Origin of the sequence: Paraburkholderia sp. J94, from assembly GCF_905220285.1 — a bacterium.
GTDB classification, from domain to species: domain Bacteria; phylum Pseudomonadota; class Gammaproteobacteria; order Burkholderiales; family Burkholderiaceae; genus Paraburkholderia; species Paraburkholderia tropica_A.
This window is the reverse complement of the sequence record NZ_CAJMZH010000002.1, coordinates 374,972-394,267: the sequence shown is the minus strand read 5'-3', so window position 1 is coordinate 394,267 and position 19,296 is coordinate 374,972. Positions and strand designations below refer to the sequence as shown.

Here is a 19,296-nt window from a genome sequence, read left to right as displayed (position 1 = left end):
AGAACTCAGGCCGGCGCGATGTCGCGCTGCACGCGGTGAATGTGCTGCTCGACGTAGAAGGCGGCGGCGTCCGCGTCGCCGGTGACGATGGCCTCGTAAATCAGCCGATGCTCGGCCACATACAGACGGATGCGCGCGGGATCGTAGATGCCGTCGTCCTTGATGCGCTTCCACAAGGACTGATCCATCGTGTCGGCAATCTCCTGCGCGATCTTCACGAGCAGCACGTCGCCCGTCATCACGGCAAGTTGACGGTGGAACAGGCGGTCGCTGTTGTTCCAGAGCGCGCGTTCTTCGGCGTCGGCCACGTCCGTGAGCGTTTCCATCTGCTGGAGGTAATGCTCGGCGAGCGGGTCGCGTTTGCGGTGCGCCGCCGCGCGCCGCGCAATCGCGGGCTCCAGGATCAGGCGCACATCCAGCGTGGCGGACGGGCTGTAGTCGGCCTGCAGGCTGTTCTCGTTGCTTGGCGTGGGCGAGAGCGCGCGCGCCAGGACTGTCGGCGCGTCTTCGGAAACATAGGTGCCGGAGTTTCTGCGCGTGACGACGAGGCCTTCGTTCTGTAACGCACCGATCGCCTCGCGAACCGCCGGCCGTCCGACGCCGAACATGGCCGCCAGTTCGCGCTCGGACGGCAGGCGCGAATCGGGCAGATACCGTCCGGCGCGAATTTCGGCTCGCACTTTTTCGGAGACCTGTTCGTAGATCTGAAGCGGGCGGAAGCTGGCCGGGAAGTCGCTACGAGCGGAAGCCATTGGGAAGTCCTGTTGTGCGTTGGTCTTGAATATACCACTTAACAGTACCGGGAGCGACGGGTGGCCAGTTTCAAGCGCACATTCTGTCATAAGTGGTTTATTGGTTGCCAGAGTTAGCGATTTTGGCGTATTGACGGATTGATTTCAGACCAAAAGTGGTTTAATTTAAACCCACTTAACATCATCGACTATTCGAGACGCCACACTATGACCCACTCACTCAAGACGTTCGACGCCAACGAAACCGCGGCGCTGCTGGACTATCCGATGCTTGTGCAAGTCCTGCGCGAGACGATTCTCGACTACGCGGACGGCAAGATCGCGAGCCCCGAGCGGCTCGTCGTGCCGCTCCAGGAGGGGGGCGTGATGTTGTCGATGCCGTCGAGCGCGGCCGACATCGCCATCCACAAGCTGGTGAACGTCTGCCCCGGCAACGGCAAACGCCAGCTTCCGACAATTCACGGTCAGGTGATCGCGTGCGATGCGTCGACGGGTGCCATGCTGTTCGTGCTCGACGGTCCCACGGTCACGGGCCGCCGTACGGCAGCGATCAGCGTGCTCGGCATCCAGTCGCTGCACGCGGCCGCGCCGAAGGAGATCCTCATCATCGGCACCGGCAAGCAGGCGGCGAATCACGTGGAAGCCTTTGCGACGCTCTTTCCACAGGCGCAAATTCTCGCGCGGGGCATGACGCCCGAATCCACGCAGCGCTTCGTGGAGGCACTCGCGCCGCTCGCACCGAATCTCAGCGCGCTCGACGGAGACATTCCCGATTCCGTGGATGTGATCGTGACGGTGACGACCAGCAAGTCGCCGGTCTACGACGGACCGGCGCGCGAAGGGCGGCTCGTGGTTGGCGTGGGGGCGTTTACGCCGGACGCGGCGGAAGTCGGAAAGACAACCGTCGATAGCAGCTTCGTCGTCGTGGACGATCCGCTGGGCGCGAAGCACGAAGCGGGCGACCTGATTCGGGCCGGATTCGACTGGAGCCTGATGCATACGCTCGCGGACGCCATCAGGCAAAGGCTCGCGCCTACCGCGCCGGTGTTTTTCAAGAGCGTCGGGTGCGCAGCTTGGGATCTCGCAGCGTGTCGTGTTGCAAGGGGGAGAGCTTAAGCCGCACGAAGCAGGTTGCATCACGTGAATGTCGCGTTTGCCGCGCATTGCTGTCATTCTGGCGCGTGCGCGGAATGTTCGGGACTGGCTGACTTCCGCGCTGATGCGCTGCGCATGGACCAAAGCGGTATAAACCTGGGGCGACCGGCAGCGAGCGACCCAAAACGATCACACGACCTGCTATCTCCGAATGACCGACATTTCGCCGGACTGCGGACGCACGCATGTTGCATCCATTCGACACCGTTGTCGGACAAAGCGCGACACGAAACAGCGAAGCATGGAGAACGCCCGAAATACGTGCGCACTTCAAACGCGTCCAGAGACGCGTGATGGATGCGCGCTATTGCGGCAGACTGAGCTTCGTCATGCGGCCGCCGTCGACGGTCCAGACCTGACCGGTGACGAAGCTGGATTCGCCAGACGCGAGCCAGGCGACGAGGCTTGCAACTTCGTCGGGTCTGCCTGTTCGCCCGACTGGATGGATAACGCCGAGCCCACGCTGGAAGCGCTCCGGGTCCGGCATGCTCTCGATAAATTCCATGTTCAGATCGGTGTCGATCCAGCCAGGAGCGACCGCATTGCATCGCACACCTTCCGGGCTGTGATCCACGGCGATCGCGCGGGTCAGGCCATGCAGTCCGGCTTTCGTCGCGCAATAGGCAGCGTGTTTCGGATTCGCCCCGATGCCCTCGGTCGACCCGATATTGACGATGGTGCCCTTCACGGCGCGCAGGTGCGGTATCGCGGCCTTGATCAGCATGAAAGGCGTCGTCAGATTCACGGCGATCGTGCGCGACCAGTCCTCGAGCGACATCTCCTCTGCGAGCCGTTCCTGCATCATGCCCGCGCTGTTCACCAGCACATCGAGCCGTCCGGCTCGTCGGATCACCTCGTCAACCACACTGGCCGCGGCCGACGGATCGGCGAAATCGGCGGCGATGCCATCGAATTCGCCGTCCGCGCCTCGCTGCGCGGTGAAGACCTGCGCGCCTTCGTCACGCAGTCGTTGCGCGATCGCGCGGCCGATGCCGCTGCGGCCGCCGGTGACCAAAGCGGTCTTGTTTTCGAACCTCATCGTGGCTTGCCTCCGGGCACGTAGTCGGTCAATCAGCGTTGAATGTGCCAGGGCGATGCATCGTCGCCCTGTGTGTTCAGACCGCGATCAATCTCCGTTAATCCCCGTATTCGAAGCTGATTTCACCCCAGCCCGCGAAGCTTCCAGTAATACGCGTGTTGGGCTTGAGTTCGACCGCGGCGAGGCAACTGCCCGGCAGAATGATCTCGCCTTTCTTGAACGTCACGCCGAACTCCGCGACGCGGCGGCACAGCCACGCGATTGCAGAGACGGGATTGCCGAACACGTCGGCGGTATTGCCGCGCGCAACGACTTCGCCGTCGAAGCGGATTTCGCCAGCCGTGCCCGCGAGATTCACTTCGCTCAAACGACGTGGTTGCGAGCTGAGCAGCACGGAGCCGACCGAGCCACCGTCGGCGAGCGTTTCGAACAGGCCGATGCGCCAGTCCTTGATGCGCGAATCGATGATTTCGAGCGAGGGGAGCACGAAGTCGGTCGCGCGGATCACATCGGCGACGGTGACCTGCGCGCCGCCGAGATCGTCCTTGAGCACGAAGGCCGGTTCGAGTTCGACATAAGGCGCGATGAAGCTGGACGGCGCGAGGCGATGGCCCTCGTAGCGCAGATAGCTGTCGAGCAGATAGCCGAAGTCGGGCTGATCGACGCCGAACTTGTTCTGCATGGCCTTCGCGATGTTGCCGAGCTTGAAGCCGACGATGCGGTCGCCGTTCTCCACGCTGCGGCGCGTGACTTCACGCTGGATGCGCACGGCGTCGGCGACGGTGGTTTCGGTGCCGGCTGGCACCAGCGAGTCGAGCGGGGTGCCGGTGCGGCGCGCCTCGATGAGTCGGCTGGCGAGGTCGTCGATATTGATTGGCATTCCTGAATCTCCTTGACTGTCCTAATCGGTTTGGTACGGCGGGCGTTCAGGCCGCGCGCGAAGCAGGTTGCGAGGATTGTGCAGATTGATCGCCGAGGTGCCAGATATGCATGCACGACAGCAGTTCGCGCGGGTCCCACACAACCCATTCCTCGGTGATGCGGCCCTCGCGATGCTTGAGGAACGACGAGCCATGCACCGTCACCTTGCGTTGCGTGGGCGGCACATCCATGAACATGCCGGTGTGCAGCGCGGTCGTGCGCCAGTGCAGCGCGACCATGTCGTTCTGGTCGATCGCGTGCAGGATCTCGACCTTGAAATTGCTGAACGCCGCATGCGATTCCTCGATCTGCTTGAGCATCTCGGGCAGACGCACCTGCTCGCCGTTCTTCGAATAGCGCACGTAGCCGGGCGCGACGATGTTCTCGAACGCGGCCGTTTCGCCCTGGCCCCACGCGCGGGTCCACGCATCGGCGATACGCGGCAGCAGGGCGGCGGCGTCGATCTCCGCAGGCGCGGCCGGGGCATCGAACAGACTGCAAGCGCCGAACTTGCCGCCGCTGAAAACGAGCGCGTCGCCCGCGCCGGTGGTCATGGCGGTGACCGAACCAACGATCATGAAGTGATCGCCCGCCACCACTTCCGAGAGCACCTGGCAGTCGATCCACGCGACCGAGCCTGCGAGGCGCGGCGTGCCGATCGCGCTGCTGTCGTAGACGAGTCCGCTGAACTTATCCTCGCCCTTGCGGCCGAGCGCCTTGCAGACGTCGAGCTGCGCGGTCGAGAGCACGTTAGCGGTGAAGCGTCCTTTCGAGCGCAGCACCGGCCACGTGCTCGACGACTTCGCGACGCAGAACGTCACGAGCGGCGGTTCGAGCGAAAGCGACTGGAAGGTGCCGACGACGAAGCCGGTGGGCTTGTCGTCGGCGGTCATGCCCGTGATGGCGACGACGCCCGTGGGCAGAAGCCCGAAAATCTTGCGCTGTTCGGCGGGCGTGCAGGTTTGTGCGGTAGGTTGGGTTGCGGCCAGCATGGTTGTCTCCTCTTGACTGTCCCGGCCGTTCAGGCCATCTCAACTGCGTTCTTGCGATACACCGCGCCGGGGTGATCGTCGGCGAGCCGCGACTGGCCCGCGCCAAATACGTTCTCGCGCAGCGTCTCGCCGTCGTACGAGGTGCGCATCAGGCCGCGCTTTTGCAGTTCGGGCACGACGTGATCGGCGAAATCCTTCATGTCCTGATACTTGAGCGCGTGGCCGAGATTGAAGCCGTCAATGCCGGTGTCGTTGACCCACGAGAGCAGTTCGTCCGCGACGGTCTGCGGGCCGCCGACGATCACGGGCGCCGTGCCGCCCACGCCGATGTACTCGGCGATGTCACGCGGCGTCCACTCACGCTCGGGATCGAGCTTCGAGAAGATGTCGATCATCGTCTGGCCGGCGTTGGTTTTCACATGGCGCAGCGGCACGTCGGGATCGAGCGTCGACATGTCGAGACCGGTCCAGCCGCTGTAGCGCGCCATCGCGCCTTCGTAATCGACCAGCGCGCGGTATTCGTCGTATTTGCGCTGGGCGTCCGCGTCGGTGGCGCCCGTGATGACGGTGATCATCTGGAGCACCGCGACGTGCGACGGATCGCGGCCTGCCGCTGCCGTTTGCTCGCGCAGGCGATCGACCTGCTGCTTGAGGCCCGCCTTGGAGACGGCGTTCATGAACACGGCCTCGGCGGTTTGTGCCGCAAGCGCCACGCCCTTGCTGGAGCCGCCCGCCTGGAAAATCACCGGCGTGCGTTGCGGCGACGGCTCGCACAGGAAGATGCCCGGCACCTTGAAATGCTCGCCCGTGTGCGCGATCGGATGCACGCGGCGCGGGTCCGCATAGGTGCCGCTGGCTTTGTCGGCAACGGCGGCGTCTTCGTCCCACGACGCTTCCCAGAGCTTCAGCGCGACTTCGATGAATTCGCCCGCGACCGCGTAACGGTCGTCGTGCGCGCGCTGCACGCCGCTGCCGAGATTGCGCGCGGCGCTGTCCGCATAGGACGTCACCACGTTCCAGCCCACGCGGCCGCCGGTCAGGTGGTCGAGCGTCGCGAACTTGCGAGCGAGCGCATAAGGATGGTCGTAAGCCGTCGACGACGTCACGCCGAAGCCGAGGTGACGGGTGACCGCGGCCATTGCGGGAATCAGGTAGGCGGGGTCGTTGGCGGGAATCTGCGCGGCGTCTTTGAGCGCGGCATCGACGCTGCCTTTGTAGACGTCGTGATAGCCGACGTTATCGGCGAAGAAAATGCCATCGAAACATGCCTGCTCCAGCAGCTTCGCGTAATCCACCCAGAACTGCAGCGACTTGTATTCGCAGCCGCGATCGAGCGGATGGCGCCACAGGCCGGCGGACAGGTGCGCCGGGCCATTGAAGTCAAAGGCAAAAAGCTTGATCTGCTTGCTCATCGTCATCTCCTAACGTTCACAAAATGAACACTATGTTTGATTTGTGAACGTAGTGTAGAATCAGCCGCATGCGTCGTCAAGCAGTGAACGAAGGTTGTTTTTTCGTTCATAAATCGGACGATTGCTGACTCAAACCTCGCCCTGCAATGGAGCGGGCGACTAATACATGTGAGGAGCACAGATATGTCCGATCAATCGATGCCGACTTCGGTGGAGCAGCTCGCCGACTGCGTGACGGCAGCACAGACCGCTTACGAGCACAGCCGTGAGGCCACGCTCGCGCAGCGCGCGTCGTGGCTGGAGGCCGTGGCGGCGGCGCTTGAATCGCACGCGGGCGAACTCGTGCCGATCGCGCGCGAGGAAACCCATCTGGACGAGGCGCGCCTGCAAGGCGAGCTCAAGCGCACGGCGTTCCAGTTGCGTCTTTTCGCGGATGAGATCGTGCGTGGCGAGCACCTCGGTGCAACGATCGATCACGCGGATGCAACGTGGGGTATGGGTCCGCGCCCGGACATCCGCCGCATGAACGTGCCGCTGGGCGTGGTGGGTGTGTTCGGCGCGTCGAACTTTCCGTTCGCGTTTTCGGTGATCGGCGGCGACAGCGCGGCGGCGCTCGCGGCGGGCTGCGCCGTCGTGCACAAGATTCACGACGGCCATCGCACGCTGGCATTGCGCACGGGCGAAATCGTCGTCGCGGCGCTGCGCGAAGCGGGCGCACCGGTGGGCCTGTTCGCGACGATAAGCGGGCACGCTGCCGCTGAAGCGCTCGTCGATCATCCGCTCGTCAAGGCCATCGGCTTCACGGGTTCGATCGCAGGCGGTCGCGTGCTGTTCGATCGCGCGAGCCGACGCCCCGAGCCGATTCCGTTCTTCGGCGAACTCGGCAGCATGAATCCTGTGTTCGTGACGAAGGCGGCGTGGACCGCGCGCCGCGACGAGATTCTCGCGGGCTACGCGAACGCGGCGACGATGGGCATGGGCCAGTTCTGCACGAAGCCAGGTTTGCTGTTCATTCCCGAATGCGATGCCGCTGAAGTCGCGCAAGCATTGCAGGCCGTGTTCACGTCGAAGCAGGCCGCGCCGCTGCTCACGCCGCGCCTGCGCGAAGGTTTCGATGCCGCCGTGAAGGCCGTGGGCGCGCTGCCCGGCGTGCGCGTGCTGATCGAAGGCGATGGCGCACGCGCGCCCAGCCCGACCGTGCTGATCGCGGCATCCGCCGACGTTCGCGCGCAGGGAGCCGTGCTCAAGGAAGAAATGTTCGGTCCCGCGACGGTGATCGTGCAATACCGCGACGAATCCGAGTTTGCCGAACTCGCGCAACGGCTCGAAGGCCAGCTCACCTGCACCTTGCAGGCTGAGTCCGATGAAGACGTCGCGAAGCTGCTGAGCGTGGTGAGCGAAAAGGGCGGTCGCGTGCTGTGGAATGGCTGGCCCACGGGCGTGACGGTGTCGTATGCGCAGCATCACGGCGGTCCGTATCCGGCCACGACCGCGCCTTCAACGACCTCGGTGGGCACCGCCGCGATCAGCCGTTTCATGCGGCCCGTTGCGTATCAGACCTTCCCGGACGCGCAGCTTCCGCTGGTGCTGCGCGACGGCAATCCGTGCGGCATCACGCGCCGTGTCGATGGCCGGTGGCAACCGGCAGTGCGTTAAATACGCACGCATTGCGGCTCTGAATCATTCATACGTATAACGAATCAATTCGACGTCGGCGGCCAACCTGTTTTGCCGCCGACGCATCGAGTCACTCCAGGAGACAGTCGATGAACACGACCACCCAACACGAAGCCCACGCCATCGCTCAACCCGCCGGTTCGCGCCCGCGCCTCGCTTTCGTGCAGGCCTGCTGGCACCGCGACATCGTCGATCAATGCCGGACGGCGTTTCTGCAGGCGATCCAGACGCACGGTTATGCCGCCGGCGATATCGACTTCCATGAAGTGCCCGGCGCCTATGAATTGCCTTTGCACGCGAAGCGCCTCGCGGGCAGCGGCCGCTATGCGGGTATCGTCGCTGCCGGTCTCGTCGTCGATGGCGGGATTTATCGACACGACTTCGTCGCGCGCGCGGTAATCGACGGGCTGATGCACGTTCAACTGGAAACCGGGACGCCGGTGTTTTCCGCCGTGCTCACGCCGCATCACTTTCATGGCGGCGACGAGCACGTGGGCTTCTTTCGCGAGCACTTTCTCGTCAAGGGCGCGGAGGTCGCGCATGCGTGCGCGCAGACCGTCGCGAGGCTGGCCGCGCTGCCCGTAGCCGTCGCCTGAAACGGGCGGGGAGCCAACCGGCTGCTATCAGGTTGCAATCGGGCCGCCATCGCGCCGTTATCGCGCCTCGACGGCTGGCTCCCGACAGACATTCATCGCGCTCGCGCTGATATTCCCGGCCCGCGCGCGCCAGGTCGCACACTTTTTCCAGGCAATGACATGGACGCAACCGATTTGCCGCAATCCCGTTCCCTGTCGTTCAACGGCGCGCTGACCTGCATGATCCTCGCGACCGCGCTCTGGGCGTTGTCGTTCGTCGCGCCGCTGTGGCTGGACGCCTGTTCGCCGGTCGAGATTACCGTTGGCCGCTTCTTTTTCTACGGGCTGGTCTCCATCGCCGCGCTGCTCACGCGCTATCGCAACATGCGCCTGCGCTCCGGCCACTGGATGCGCGCCGCGCTCTATGGATTCGTCGGCAATATCCTGTTTTCGCTGCTCGTCAGCTTCGGCGTTCAGGACACCGGCGCGGAAGTCGTGGTGCCGATCACCGGACTGATCCCGATCTGCATTTCGGTCGCGGGAAGCGGTGCGTTGACGGCGAGCGCGTGGCGCAAACTGCTGGTGCCGTTCCTGATGCTGGCGATCGGCCTGGGCGTCGTGCTCGTCGTGCAAAGCGGCATCCTCGATCATGATGCGCGGCTGTCCTGGCCAGGCGTTGGTGCGGTCGTCGTGACCGTCGTGACGTGGACGTGGTACGCCTTGTCGAATGCGCGATTTCTGCGTGCGCATCCGTCGATCAGCGGCGCGCAATGGTCATGCGCGGTCGGCGCGGCGACGTTCGCGCTCGGCGCAGTGATCGTCTGCGTGGCTTCGCTGAGCGGGCACGGACTGGCGTCGAGCGCATCGATCTTCCATGGTCAGAGCGGCGTGCTTTTCATGCTGACTTCAGCCGCGCTGGGCTTGGGTGCGTCCTGGTTTGGGGCGGTGCTTTTCAACCGCGCCTCGCATGTGTTGCCGATGAGTCTCGTGGGTCAGCTCATCGTGCTCGAAACGGTGTTCGGCATCGTTTACACGTGCATGTGGAAGCAGACCATGCCGCCGATAACGCAGGCCGCGGGCATGGTGCTGGCGATTGCCGGCATATGGCTTTCCGCGCGCGAATTGCTGAAGTAGCCCACCACACAGCACATATCCATGCTCGCGCCGCGTACGGCGCGGCCATTCGCTTCTCCGCACGATGTCGTCATTGTGTCGATCGTGCGTGATAAAAGAAATAGTTAGGTATCCGGATCGTAATGAATTGAGCGAACGAATTCGCCTGCCATGAGGGACATCCCTGGATATTGATGTAGCGCAAAGTGCTTGGCCTTGATGTACTATAAATGAACGCCACGTTTACATTGTGAACGAAATAGGCGTCGAGGAATCCGCTCCCGCAGGCTGTATCCTGATCGGCAGGCGAGGACGGATTTCCATCAGACGAATCAAAGAGACAAGGAGACGTTCATGGTTTCAAGAATCGCCTCGCGCGCATTGCCTATGGAGGCGCAGCCTCCTCGACCCATGTCCGAGACGCAGCGAAAGTTCATCGCCAAACTGACCTTCCTGATTTCAGGCGGCATGTTTATCGATGGCTTCATTCTGGGCGGCGTGGGCGTGGTCATGCCCGCGATCACCGAAAGTCTGCGGCTTTCGCTGGCCTGGCAAGGCTTGATTGGCGCATCGACGCTGATCGGGATCTTTTTCGGCGCACCCATTGGCGGCTATCTCGCTGACCGCATCGGCCGCAAGCCCATGTTCATCGTCACGCTCGGCATTTTCCTGAGCGGCTCCGTGCTTCAGTTCTTTCTTCACGACGCGTGGCAAGTGTTCGCCGTGCGGCTATTCATGGGGATGGCCATCGGCGCCGATTATTCGATCGGCTGGCCGCTGCTCGCGGAGTTTTCGCCCGCGCGCATGCGCGGCAAACTGCTTACGGTGCAGGAAGTCGCCTGGTATGTCGGCTATCTCGTGTCGTTCGCGATGGGCTACTTCATGGTGGAGACGTTCAGTTCCGATTGGCGCCTGATCCTCGGGATGAGTACCATTCCTTCGCTGATTGTGTTCCTGCTTCGGCTGGGCTCGCCCGAGTCGCCGCGCTGGCTGATCAGCAAAGGCCGCGTGGACGAGGGCATGGCGGTCGCGCGGGAGTTTATGCAGGAAGAGGATGTCCGTGATCTCGAACGGGAAATCGCGGCCACGACTCAGCGCACGCGGACCAGTTTCCGCCTGCTGTTCTCGCCGAAATATCTCAAGACCACGTTTTTTATCTGCGTTTTTTTTCTCACGACCGTCACGCCGTATTTCGCGATCGGCACCTTCGCGCCAGCAGTGCTGCACGGGCTCGGCGTGGAGAACGGGCTGACCGGCGCGCTACTGATCAACGGTGTCGTGGTTCTGGGGTCATTGGCGGCGATGCTGCTGGTGGAGCGCGCGGGCCGTCGCAAACTGTCCGCTCCGCCTCTGTGGATCTGCACGATCGCGCTGGTCGTGATCGGTCTCTTTTCTCACGCTTCGCCGGTCATCGTCATTCTCTGTTTCGCCGTGTTCTCGTTCTTCAATGCGATCCCGACCGCGCTGACCGGCGTCTATCCGGGCGAGGTCTATCCGACCGAGATTCGCGGAGCAGGGGTGGGTTTCGGCATGGCGGTCTCGCGTATCGGCGCGGCGGCGGGCACGTTTGTGCTGCCGGTCTTCCTGAATCACTACGGCGTCGCTCCCACGATGCTTATTGCGGCGCTGATCTGCGGATTCGGTGCGATCGTGTCGCAGATTCTCGCGCCGGAAACCAAAGGGCTGACGCTCGGCGAATCGTCGAATCCCGAAGGCAGCTTGAAAGGCTAGGCGCGCCTGATTCAAAAACGGCGGCAGGACGAATATCGACTGGATTCATTCAGTTTTAGATAATTCGGTATGCAAACTAAATAGCGAGCAATGAGCAAGACAATGAAGATATTTGGCGAAAGCGATCGTAGCAGCGGGATGCAAGCGCCACGCTGGAACTTGAACGACGGGCAGACACATTTCGGCGCGTGGTCGAGTTTGCGCGATCCCTTGTCGATCGACCTGCTGGCCGCTGAGGGTTTCGACTGGATCTGCATCGATGCCCAGCACGGCGGCGCGGAACTGGCCGATCTGCAAACGCTCGTTCAGGCGGCGCACCTGTTTTCGGTTCCGGCGGCCGTGCGGGTGGCCGGGCACGACGCGGGCATGATCGGCCGCGTTGTGGATGCCGGCGCCGCCGCGATCATCGTGCCGACCGTGGAGGACGAAACCACCGCCGCCGCGCTGGTATCGTCCTGCCGGTTCGCGCCGCGCGGCACGCGCAGCTATGGGCCCACGCGCCTGAGCCCACGCTATCCGAAGCCCGCGCCGGGCAACGTCGAAGCGGACCCGCTCTGCATCCTGATGATCGAGACCGCAGCCGGACTGAAGAATCTGGACGCCATTCTCGCTACTCAGCCGGACGGCATTTTCGTCGGACCTTACGATCTCTCGCTGAGTCTCGGCATCGATCTGGAGGTGTTGCTCGGCGCAGGCAGCGACGGGATGCTGGCCGATATCGCACGCCGTTGCGAACGCGCGGGCGTCGTTCCCGGCGTCTATGCGGGCGAAGCCGATCTCGCGATGCGGATGGCGAATCTCGGCTACCGCTTCATGCCGATTGCGTCCGATACGAGCTTGCTCGCCGTCGCGGCCCGCAACATCGTCGCATCGGTGAAAGGCTAGAACCGCTGTGCCGCTCACGGCCCAGCGCCGTGACCAACCCCATGAGGCATGTTATTGTTCAACTTTTGAACAAATAGCGTCCGATTTGAACTCGCATTCGACAACGAAGCGCGGGGAAGGCTCGGAGCCGGATGGGGGCAACAAGTGGCGGCTGGAAGAAAGGCGAAACTCGCGGTAACGAACGACGTTCCTGAAGCCGGGGCAGAAGACGAAGCGAACGAACCCGGCGATCTGACCAACAAGTCGGTGATCAAGGCGACGACCCTGCTCACCGAACTCGGCCGCCACCTCGACGGCATCAATGTGACGGATCTCGCGCAGCAGGTCGGCATGTCGCGGCCGACCGTGTTTCGTCTCCTGCTCAGTCTTGAGCAGACGGGGTTCGTCGAGCGCTTCGAGAGCAAATACCGGCTGGGCTGGCGCGTCGCGCGTCTGGGTCGTCTCGCCGATCCGTACCGGGGCATCATCTCGCGGCTTCAGCCAACGCTGCGCGCGCTCGCGGACGAGTTCAACGAGATGATCGGCTACGCCGTCTACGGCGGCGACGGCCAGTTCGACCTCGTCGCCGAGGCGCATTCGACGCGCCTGATTTCGCTGACGAAGGGCTATATCGGCACGGAGTTTCCCGCCCACGCGAGTGCGACCGGGAAGATGGCGCTCGCCGAACTCAGCGATGAAGAACTCGAAGCCCGCCTGCCGAAGACCTTGCCGAAATTCGCAAGCCGGACCATCACGGACCGGTCGAAGCTGATTCGCGCGCTTCAGGAAGTGCGCAAGCAAAACTACGCGACGGTGGACGATGAGCTGGAGGAGAGTCTCTTCGCCATTTCCGTGCCGGTTCGCGACGAACGAGGCGATCTGATCGGCCTGCTTTCGGTGACGGGGCCGTCGGAGCGGATGAAGAAGCGGCCCCTGCATGAGATCGCGGACCAGCTGCATGTCGCTGCCGCCGATATCGCGCGTATTCTTTCGTCGAACCGATAGCGCTCAGTACACTGACCGCTACTGCAACGTTCCAGCTTGACCGAACACGGTTAAGCAATTTATCGAGGAATGCAGTGTTCATACGTGAGTGCTTGCGGAAGCGAGCGCCACTCGCTATGACTCGGTTTCGGGCTCCATCGCGCCTTCCGCGCAGAGCATTTCGACAAAAGTCTGCTGCACCGCCGTGCCGAGCCAGTCGGCACGCACCGTATAACCCACCGCTCGGCTCGCGCCAGGTAGTTCGAGGTTCAAGGCAACCAGCTCGCGCCCCGGATAAGCGTCGCGAATCTGTGCGCGTGAAAGTAGCGTGAGGCAATCGCTTTCCATGAGCATCGCCAGCATCATCGCAAGGGAACTGGTCTCCAGTACGAGTGGTGGTTTGACGGGCAACTGCGCGAAAATCGAATCGATGACCGCACGGCGCGGCACGTTGTGTTGAGGCATGACCCAGTCGTGATCGGCCAGATCGGCAAGGACCACGCTTTTTCGCCTCGCCAGTTTATGCCCTTTGCGCACAGCGACGACGTAAGGGTCGGCAAACAGTTCGGATTCCAGAACAGATCCAGAGAGGCGAGGCTCGCGCAGCCCGCCGACGATGAAATCGATTCCGCCGCTGCGCAGCTCGCGCAGCAAATGCGCATGCGATCCTTCCTCGACGGTGACCCGCGCCGCGGGATAGCGCTCGCGCAGACGTTGAATCGCGCGCGCGACGAGACGGGGCGGCAACAACGGCAACACGCCGATCGAGACTTTGCCGGTGAGTTGTCCGCGCGCGTAAGCCAGTTCGTCGACAGCCTGGGTTATTTCGTAGAGCGCGAGCCTCAGGCAGCGCGCGAACTCGCTGCCCGCGGCGTTTGCTGAGACGCTATGCACACGGCGTCGGTACAGCGACACGCCGACATTCTGCTCAATCTGGCGCGCAGCCCGATGCACCGCCGGTTGCGAGATGTCCAGTGAGAGCGCTGCCTCGGCGGCTGAACCCGCGTCGGCGATGGCGATGTGACAGCGAACCTGCGCATCGGTCAGGCGTCTGCAAATCTTGGCCGCATGGGCCGCAGACTGGCCGATGAGGGTGAGTACGGCGCGCTCCATCTGATCGAGCATGCGGCGCACGCGCCGCTGCACGATCACGCCGTCGCTCGTCAATTCGCTGCCGCCAAAGCCGCGTTCGAACAACTGACAGCCAAAGCTGGCCTCGAGCTTGCTGATCGCCATGCTCACGGCCGGCTGCGTGCGGCCTGCACGAACCGCGGCCTGGCCGATGCCACCGGCTTCGCACACCGCGTCGAACAGAAAGAGTTGCCTTAATCGAGCCAGATCGTCACCTGACGATGTCTGTCCATCCGCCTGCATCGAGCCTCCAGACTGCCCGCTCCAAAACCCTTAGCTTAACGGAAATTGATGGGAGGGGCCTCACTTCGTATTGAGGCGTTGGACGTCACCTCGCTTACAGTGAAGCTCAATTCAGCAAGACATTTCCAGTCAGGAGCCCCTTCATGTCCGTTGTCATCGACACGCATACGCACGCCATTTCCGCCGATAAACAGCGTTATCCGCTCGCGCCCGTGGGCGGGCATCAGTCGGAATGGTCGGCGAAGCGTCCCGTCAGCTTTGAAGCATTGCTCGCGTCGATGGACGAGGCAGGCATTGACCGCGCCGTGGTGGTGCAAGCGTCGACGGTCTATGGAAACGACAATAGTTATGTGGTCGAGGCGGTGCGACGTCACGCGGACCGATTCGCCGGCGTGTTTTCCATCGACGTGCTGGCGAGCGATGCCGTCACGCAAATGCAGCGCTGGCTCGACGCGGGCCTCTCGGGTCTGCGTCTCTTCACGACCGGCAGCACGATGCCTGGTCAAGCGGGTTGGCTCGACGACGAGCGCTCGTTCCCGGTGTGGGAATACGCACAGCGCAACAACGTGTCGATTTGCCTGCAGATGACCGCGCAAGGCATTCCCGCGCTGCTGAACATGCTCGCACGCTTCCCGAACATCCGTGTGCTGCTCGACCACCTTGCGCGCCCTGAACTCGGTGGCGGCCCGCCGTACGAAGCCGCTGCGCCGCTCTTTAGTCTGGCGTCGCATCAGGGCGTGTATCTGAAGCTCACGAACCGCACGATCGCCGAAGCGGGCCGGGGCGCCTCGACGCCTGCCGAGTTTTTCCCGCGCGTGCTCGATGCATTCGGCGCGCACCGTATTGCGTGGGGCTCGAACTTCCCGGCTGCCGAAGGTACGTTGCCCGAGCTGCTCGCACAAGCGCGAGAGAGCCTGTCGATGCTGCCCCCGGACGCACAAAAAGCAATTTTTGGCGGCACGGCACGCGCCATTTATCCGGCGCTCGCCAACTGACGCGTCGAGCACGGCGCAGATTTTGTTTGCAACAGGAATACCCGATCGTGAGCACTCCCATGCATCCCGTGGTCTTGAAGGCCGCGCTGAAAACCTATCCGCACACGAAAGCGCTGAAAGCGGGTGAATTGAGCGATCCGGCCGTCGAGCTTCGTTTCGAGGACGTCGAGCCGATTCATCGCGCGTTCGCGCCGATGGCGCGCCGCCAGGAGTACGACGTCAGCGAGCTGGCCATCGTGAGCTACCTGCAGGCGAAAGCCTACGGCAAGCCGGTCGTGCTGTTGCCCGCCGTCGTGGCCGCGCGCTTTCAGCAAGGCTGCCTGATTTACGACGCGCAGCGTGCGAAGCCGGACATCGGCCATCTCGCGGGAAAGCGCATTGGCGTGCGTACTTATGCGCAGACCACGGGCATGTGGGTACGCGCGATTCTTCGTGAAATGTACGGCGTGCCGCTGGAGGAGATCGAATGGGTGACAATCGAGGGCGGCCACCTGGAAGAATATGCCGACCCCGCGTTCGTCCGGCGCGCCGATGCGGGCAAGCAATTATTGCCGATGCTGCGTGCAGGCGAGGTCGACGCCGCAATCCTCGGCAACGATTTGCCGGACGGCCCGGAATTCAAGCCGCTGATCGACGATGCCGCTGCCGCCGACCGCGAATGGTACGGGCGTCATCGCTATGTGCCGATCAATCATGTGGTCGTGGTGACGCAGGCCCTTGCCGATTCGAATCCGCAGGCCGTTCGCGCGGTGTATGACCTGCTGCTGCGTGGCAAGGATTCGGTGGCCGCGCAGGACGCCGGGAAAGCGAACAAGCTGCTGTTCGGTTATGACGCGCTGCGTGAGCCGCTTGCGGAAACGATCGCGTACTGCGAGCAGCAGGGCCTGCTGCCGCGCAAGCTGACTGTCGAGGAAATTTTTGCAGACAGCATGCGCATTCTGGGCGACGCCGCGCGCTGACGCGGTGTTCGTCTGCTTCACGATGTTTGAGCGAATTCGAATTCGCCAGAGTTTGACAAGGAGACACTATGAGCCTGCCGGGCAAATCCTCTGCCGCGAAGCCCAGGGAGCGGCGTCCGTTCTATCGCGACCTGTCGTTCCAGGTGCTGGCCGGCATGGCTTTGGGTATCGCCACGGGCTACTTTTTCCCGAAGTTCGGCGTCAATCTGCAACCGGTCGGCGACGCGTTCATTCGCGTCATTCAGATGCTGATCGGTCCCATTATTTTTTGCACCGTATGCAGCGGGATTGCGGGTGTCAACGACTTCAAGAAAGTCGGGCGCGTGGCTATCAAGGCGCTCTTTTACTTTGAAGCGGTGACGTCGCTCGCGCTGGTGCTGGGGCTCGTTGTCGTCAACGTGCTCAAGCCGGGCGTCGGCATGAACGTGGACCTTCACGGCATGCATTCGGCCGCGGTCGATAGCTACGTCGCCAAGGCCCATCATGTCGTCACGACGAGTGAATTTTTGCTCAATGTGATTCCGCATACGGCGATCAGCGCCTTCGCGGGCGGCGATGTGTTGCAGGTGCTGTTCTTTTCGGTGCTGTTTGCGTTCGGACTCGCCGCGATCGGTGAACGGGCGCAGCCGGCTTTGAATCTGATCGATTCCGTGTCGGGCGCGCTGTTCTGGATCATCGGATTGACGATGAAAATCGCGCCGCTCGCCGCATTCGGCGCGATTGCCTTCACGGTCAGCAAGTTCGGTTTCGGCACGCTGATATCGCTCGGCAAACTCGTGCTCGAATTCTATTTGACCTGCGCGCTGTTTATTCTGCTGATCCTCTGGCCGATTGCGAAAGTCAATGGCTTCAGTCTGCTGCGGCTGATGCGTTACATCGGTGCGGAACTGTTGCTCGTGATCGGCACGAGTTCGTCGGAAACCGTTTTCCCTCAATTGATCGACAAGCTGGAGCGGCTCGGTTGCGAGAAGTCGGTGGTCGGACTGGTGCTGCCGACGGCCTATACGTTCAATCACGATGGCACGTGTCTTTACTTCGCCGCGGCGGCGGTGTTTCTCGCACAGGCCACCAACACGCCGATGAGCTGGCACGATCAACTGGTCCTGCTCGCTGTCTTGCTGCTGACGTCGAAAGGCGCGGCGGGCGTGTCCGGTGCGGCCATTGCCGTGCTCGCCGCGACGCTTGCCGCGTCGAACACGATTCCCGTGGAATCCATCGCGTTGATATTGGGCATTCACAAGGCGCTGTCGAGCGGCTTTGTGTTCACCAACATCGTCGGCAACACCGTGGCGACCATTGTCGTCGCGAACTGGGAAAAGGCGCTGGACCGCGTTGCGCTGCGTCGCGAGCTGAAGTCGGGTTTCAAGCCCATTGCCGCTTCGCCGGGCAGGCTCAATCAGACCCGCAGCGGACACGCGGGCAATTAGCGGCGTGAGGCCGGCGGAACCGGGAGACCGGGTCCGCTGACGAGGAGTCAGGGCAGAAAACCGTGGCGATCGTGCATATGGTCTTCGTTGTGTAGTTAGGCATCCAAATCGTATGGGCGAATTTATTCGTCACATGCAAAAAATAAAAAACATATAGATGGAGACATTAGATGAAAAGAGTCGCATGGAGAGGCATTGGCGTCGGATTGTCGCTGGCTGCCGGCGCGGTGCCTGCCTGGTCGCAGAGCAGCATTCAGATCTACGGCACGGCAGACGGCGGTATCCGTTATCAGACCAACGCGGTAAAAGGCGGCGGTACGGTAGTGACCATGAATTCGAACGGCTACTACAGTTCGAACAAACTGGGCTTTCTCGGCAAAGAGGATCTGGGCGATGGCTGGAACGCGCACTTCAGGCTGGAAAGCGGCTTCAATCTGGGCAATGGGCAACTGGACAACACCACCGGCACCTTGTTCAATCGTCAGTCGTTCGTGGGCATCGGCAACAGGAAATACGGCTCGATCGATCTCGGGCGCCAGTACACCATCGCGCACGACATCATCAGTATTTACGACCCATTCGGCTTTCACTACACGCCGATTCTTCCTTTGACGCAGGCGTCGGACGGCACGCGCAACAACAACTCGATCAAATACAAGAACGACTTCGGGCCCTTGCTGTTCGAGGTCGACAATTCGTTTGGCGGCGTGGCGGGAAATTTCAGCAGCGGCGCGACGCGCTCGGTCGGCGTGAGCTATGACATGGGGCCGGCCAGCGTAGGCGGCGTCTATGGACATCGGAACATCCTGACCGGCACGAACTACGTCGGCGACAGCTACTACATGGCGGGTGCCGCCTACGCGATCGGCACGGTGCGGGTCTCGGGCGGCTTCATGTCGGAGGATCTCCAGAATCCGGCAGCGCCGCATCAGGTGACCAATAACGCGTTCGGCGGCCTTTCCTGGTCAATCCAGCCGTACCTGATTCTTGGCGGTGGCTACTATCAGACCACGGTGTCAACCGACAAGGCGAGCCGCCGTGGCCTCGCGATCGTCTCGCTCGCTTATTTGCTTTCGAAACGCACGACGCTTTACGGCGAATTCGATTACACGTCGTACAAGCATGCGGTGGTGAGCACGTTGAACCCAGCCGGTGCGTCGAGCCAGACTGCCGTCACCGTGGGTCTGGATGTGCTGTTCTAACTGCGCATCCACGGAAAGCTAGCGGCTTCATTTTTAGTTGTCCTCGGAGTCTGGCTAGCTGTCTCCAACAACCTCGCCTGGTTCAGGAGGGCGCTGCCATGTATCGGGTTTCGAAGACCGGCGC

General features: G+C 62.5%; 17 protein-coding genes. 11 read left to right on the top strand and 6 right to left on the bottom strand.

Annotated elements, in window-relative coordinates; all coding sequences use genetic code 11:
* Window positions 1-5 precede the first annotated feature (5 nt).
* Complete coding sequence (locus U4Y88_RS05065; protein ID WP_321782681.1) at window positions 6-752, bottom strand: FadR/GntR family transcriptional regulator; 747 nt, start codon at window positions 750-752, stop codon at window positions 6-8.
* Window positions 753-959: 207 nt separating this feature from the next.
* On the opposite strand from U4Y88_RS05065, the gene lhpI reads away from it, so the two are divergent.
* Window positions 960-1,868, top strand: a complete 909-nt coding sequence (lhpI, locus tag U4Y88_RS05060) for a bifunctional Delta(1)-pyrroline-2-carboxylate/Delta(1)-piperideine-2-carboxylate reductase (protein ID WP_321782679.1) — start codon at window positions 960-962, stop codon at window positions 1,866-1,868.
* A gap of 343 nt (window positions 1,869-2,211) precedes the next feature.
* On the opposite strand, the gene U4Y88_RS05055 is transcribed toward lhpI, so the two are convergent.
* From U4Y88_RS05055 to U4Y88_RS05040, 4 genes are all read right to left on the bottom strand, one after another.
* Window positions 2,212-2,946, bottom strand: coding sequence for an SDR family NAD(P)-dependent oxidoreductase (locus tag U4Y88_RS05055; RefSeq protein WP_321782677.1), 735 nt, complete (start codon window positions 2,944-2,946; stop codon window positions 2,212-2,214).
* A gap of 97 nt (window positions 2,947-3,043) precedes the next feature.
* On the bottom strand, window positions 3,044-3,826 hold the full coding sequence (locus U4Y88_RS05050; protein WP_321782676.1) for a hypothetical protein: 783 nt from the start codon (window positions 3,824-3,826) through the stop codon (window positions 3,044-3,046).
* Between the two features lie 46 nt (window positions 3,827-3,872).
* Window positions 3,873-4,859 carry a flavin reductase gene (locus U4Y88_RS05045; RefSeq protein WP_321782674.1) on the bottom strand — a complete coding sequence of 329 codons (987 nt, stop codon included), beginning with the start codon at window positions 4,857-4,859 and terminating at the stop codon, window positions 3,873-3,875.
* Between the two features lie 29 nt (window positions 4,860-4,888).
* A complete protein-coding gene (locus U4Y88_RS05040) occupies window positions 4,889-6,271 on the bottom strand; it encodes an LLM class flavin-dependent oxidoreductase (RefSeq protein WP_224009268.1) in 1,383 nt (460 codons plus the stop codon).
* A gap of 183 nt (window positions 6,272-6,454) precedes the next feature.
* On the opposite strand from U4Y88_RS05040, the gene U4Y88_RS05035 reads away from it, so the two are divergent.
* The 6 genes from U4Y88_RS05035 (at window position 6,455) to U4Y88_RS05010 (ending at window position 13,236) form a co-directional block, all read left to right on the top strand.
* Window positions 6,455-7,927: an aldehyde dehydrogenase (NADP(+)) gene (locus U4Y88_RS05035; protein ID WP_321782672.1), complete on the top strand. Its 1,473-nt coding sequence runs from the start codon at window positions 6,455-6,457 to the stop codon at window positions 7,925-7,927.
* Window positions 7,928-8,037: 110 nt separating this feature from the next.
* Window positions 8,038-8,544: a 6,7-dimethyl-8-ribityllumazine synthase gene (locus tag U4Y88_RS05030; protein ID WP_321782670.1), complete on the top strand. Its 507-nt coding sequence runs from the start codon at window positions 8,038-8,040 to the stop codon at window positions 8,542-8,544.
* 159 nt (window positions 8,545-8,703) lie between these two features.
* A complete protein-coding gene (locus U4Y88_RS05025) occupies window positions 8,704-9,657 on the top strand; it encodes a DMT family transporter (protein ID WP_321782668.1) in 954 nt (317 codons plus the stop codon).
* Between the two features lie 390 nt (window positions 9,658-10,047).
* A complete protein-coding gene (locus tag U4Y88_RS05020; protein WP_321782666.1) occupies window positions 10,048-11,367 on the top strand; it encodes an MFS transporter in 1,320 nt (439 codons plus the stop codon).
* A 159-nt stretch (window positions 11,368-11,526) separates the two neighbouring features.
* Complete coding sequence (locus U4Y88_RS05015; RefSeq protein WP_321782664.1) at window positions 11,527-12,252, top strand: HpcH/HpaI aldolase family protein; 726 nt, start codon at window positions 11,527-11,529, stop codon at window positions 12,250-12,252.
* 144 nt (window positions 12,253-12,396) lie between these two features.
* Complete coding sequence (locus U4Y88_RS05010) at window positions 12,397-13,236, top strand: IclR family transcriptional regulator (protein WP_321782662.1); 840 nt, start codon at window positions 12,397-12,399, stop codon at window positions 13,234-13,236.
* A 114-nt stretch (window positions 13,237-13,350) separates the two neighbouring features.
* Here the strand turns inward: U4Y88_RS05010 and U4Y88_RS05005 are convergent, their stop codons facing one another.
* Window positions 13,351-14,589, bottom strand: coding sequence for a LysR substrate-binding domain-containing protein (locus tag U4Y88_RS05005; RefSeq protein WP_321782660.1), 1,239 nt, complete (start codon window positions 14,587-14,589; stop codon window positions 13,351-13,353).
* A 143-nt stretch (window positions 14,590-14,732) separates the two neighbouring features.
* Between U4Y88_RS05005 and U4Y88_RS05000 the strand changes: the two genes are divergently transcribed.
* The 4 genes from U4Y88_RS05000 (at window position 14,733) to U4Y88_RS04985 (ending at window position 19,172) form a co-directional block, all read left to right on the top strand.
* Window positions 14,733-15,584, top strand: a complete 852-nt coding sequence (locus tag U4Y88_RS05000; protein WP_321782658.1) for an amidohydrolase family protein — start codon at window positions 14,733-14,735, stop codon at window positions 15,582-15,584.
* Window positions 15,585-15,631: 47 nt separating this feature from the next.
* Window positions 15,632-16,543 (top strand): hypothetical protein, encoded by a 912-nt coding sequence (locus U4Y88_RS04995; RefSeq protein ID WP_321782656.1) that lies wholly within the window; start codon window positions 15,632-15,634, stop codon window positions 16,541-16,543.
* A 68-nt stretch (window positions 16,544-16,611) separates the two neighbouring features.
* Window positions 16,612-17,970, top strand: coding sequence for a C4-dicarboxylate transporter DctA (gene dctA, locus U4Y88_RS04990; RefSeq protein WP_321782655.1), 1,359 nt, complete (start codon window positions 16,612-16,614; stop codon window positions 17,968-17,970).
* Between the two features lie 170 nt (window positions 17,971-18,140).
* The gene (locus U4Y88_RS04985) at window positions 18,141-19,172 is read left to right on the top strand and encodes a porin (protein WP_321782653.1); all 1,032 of its coding nucleotides are present in this window, start codon (window positions 18,141-18,143) and stop codon (window positions 19,170-19,172) included.
* The last annotated feature ends 124 nt before the right edge of the window (window positions 19,173-19,296 follow it).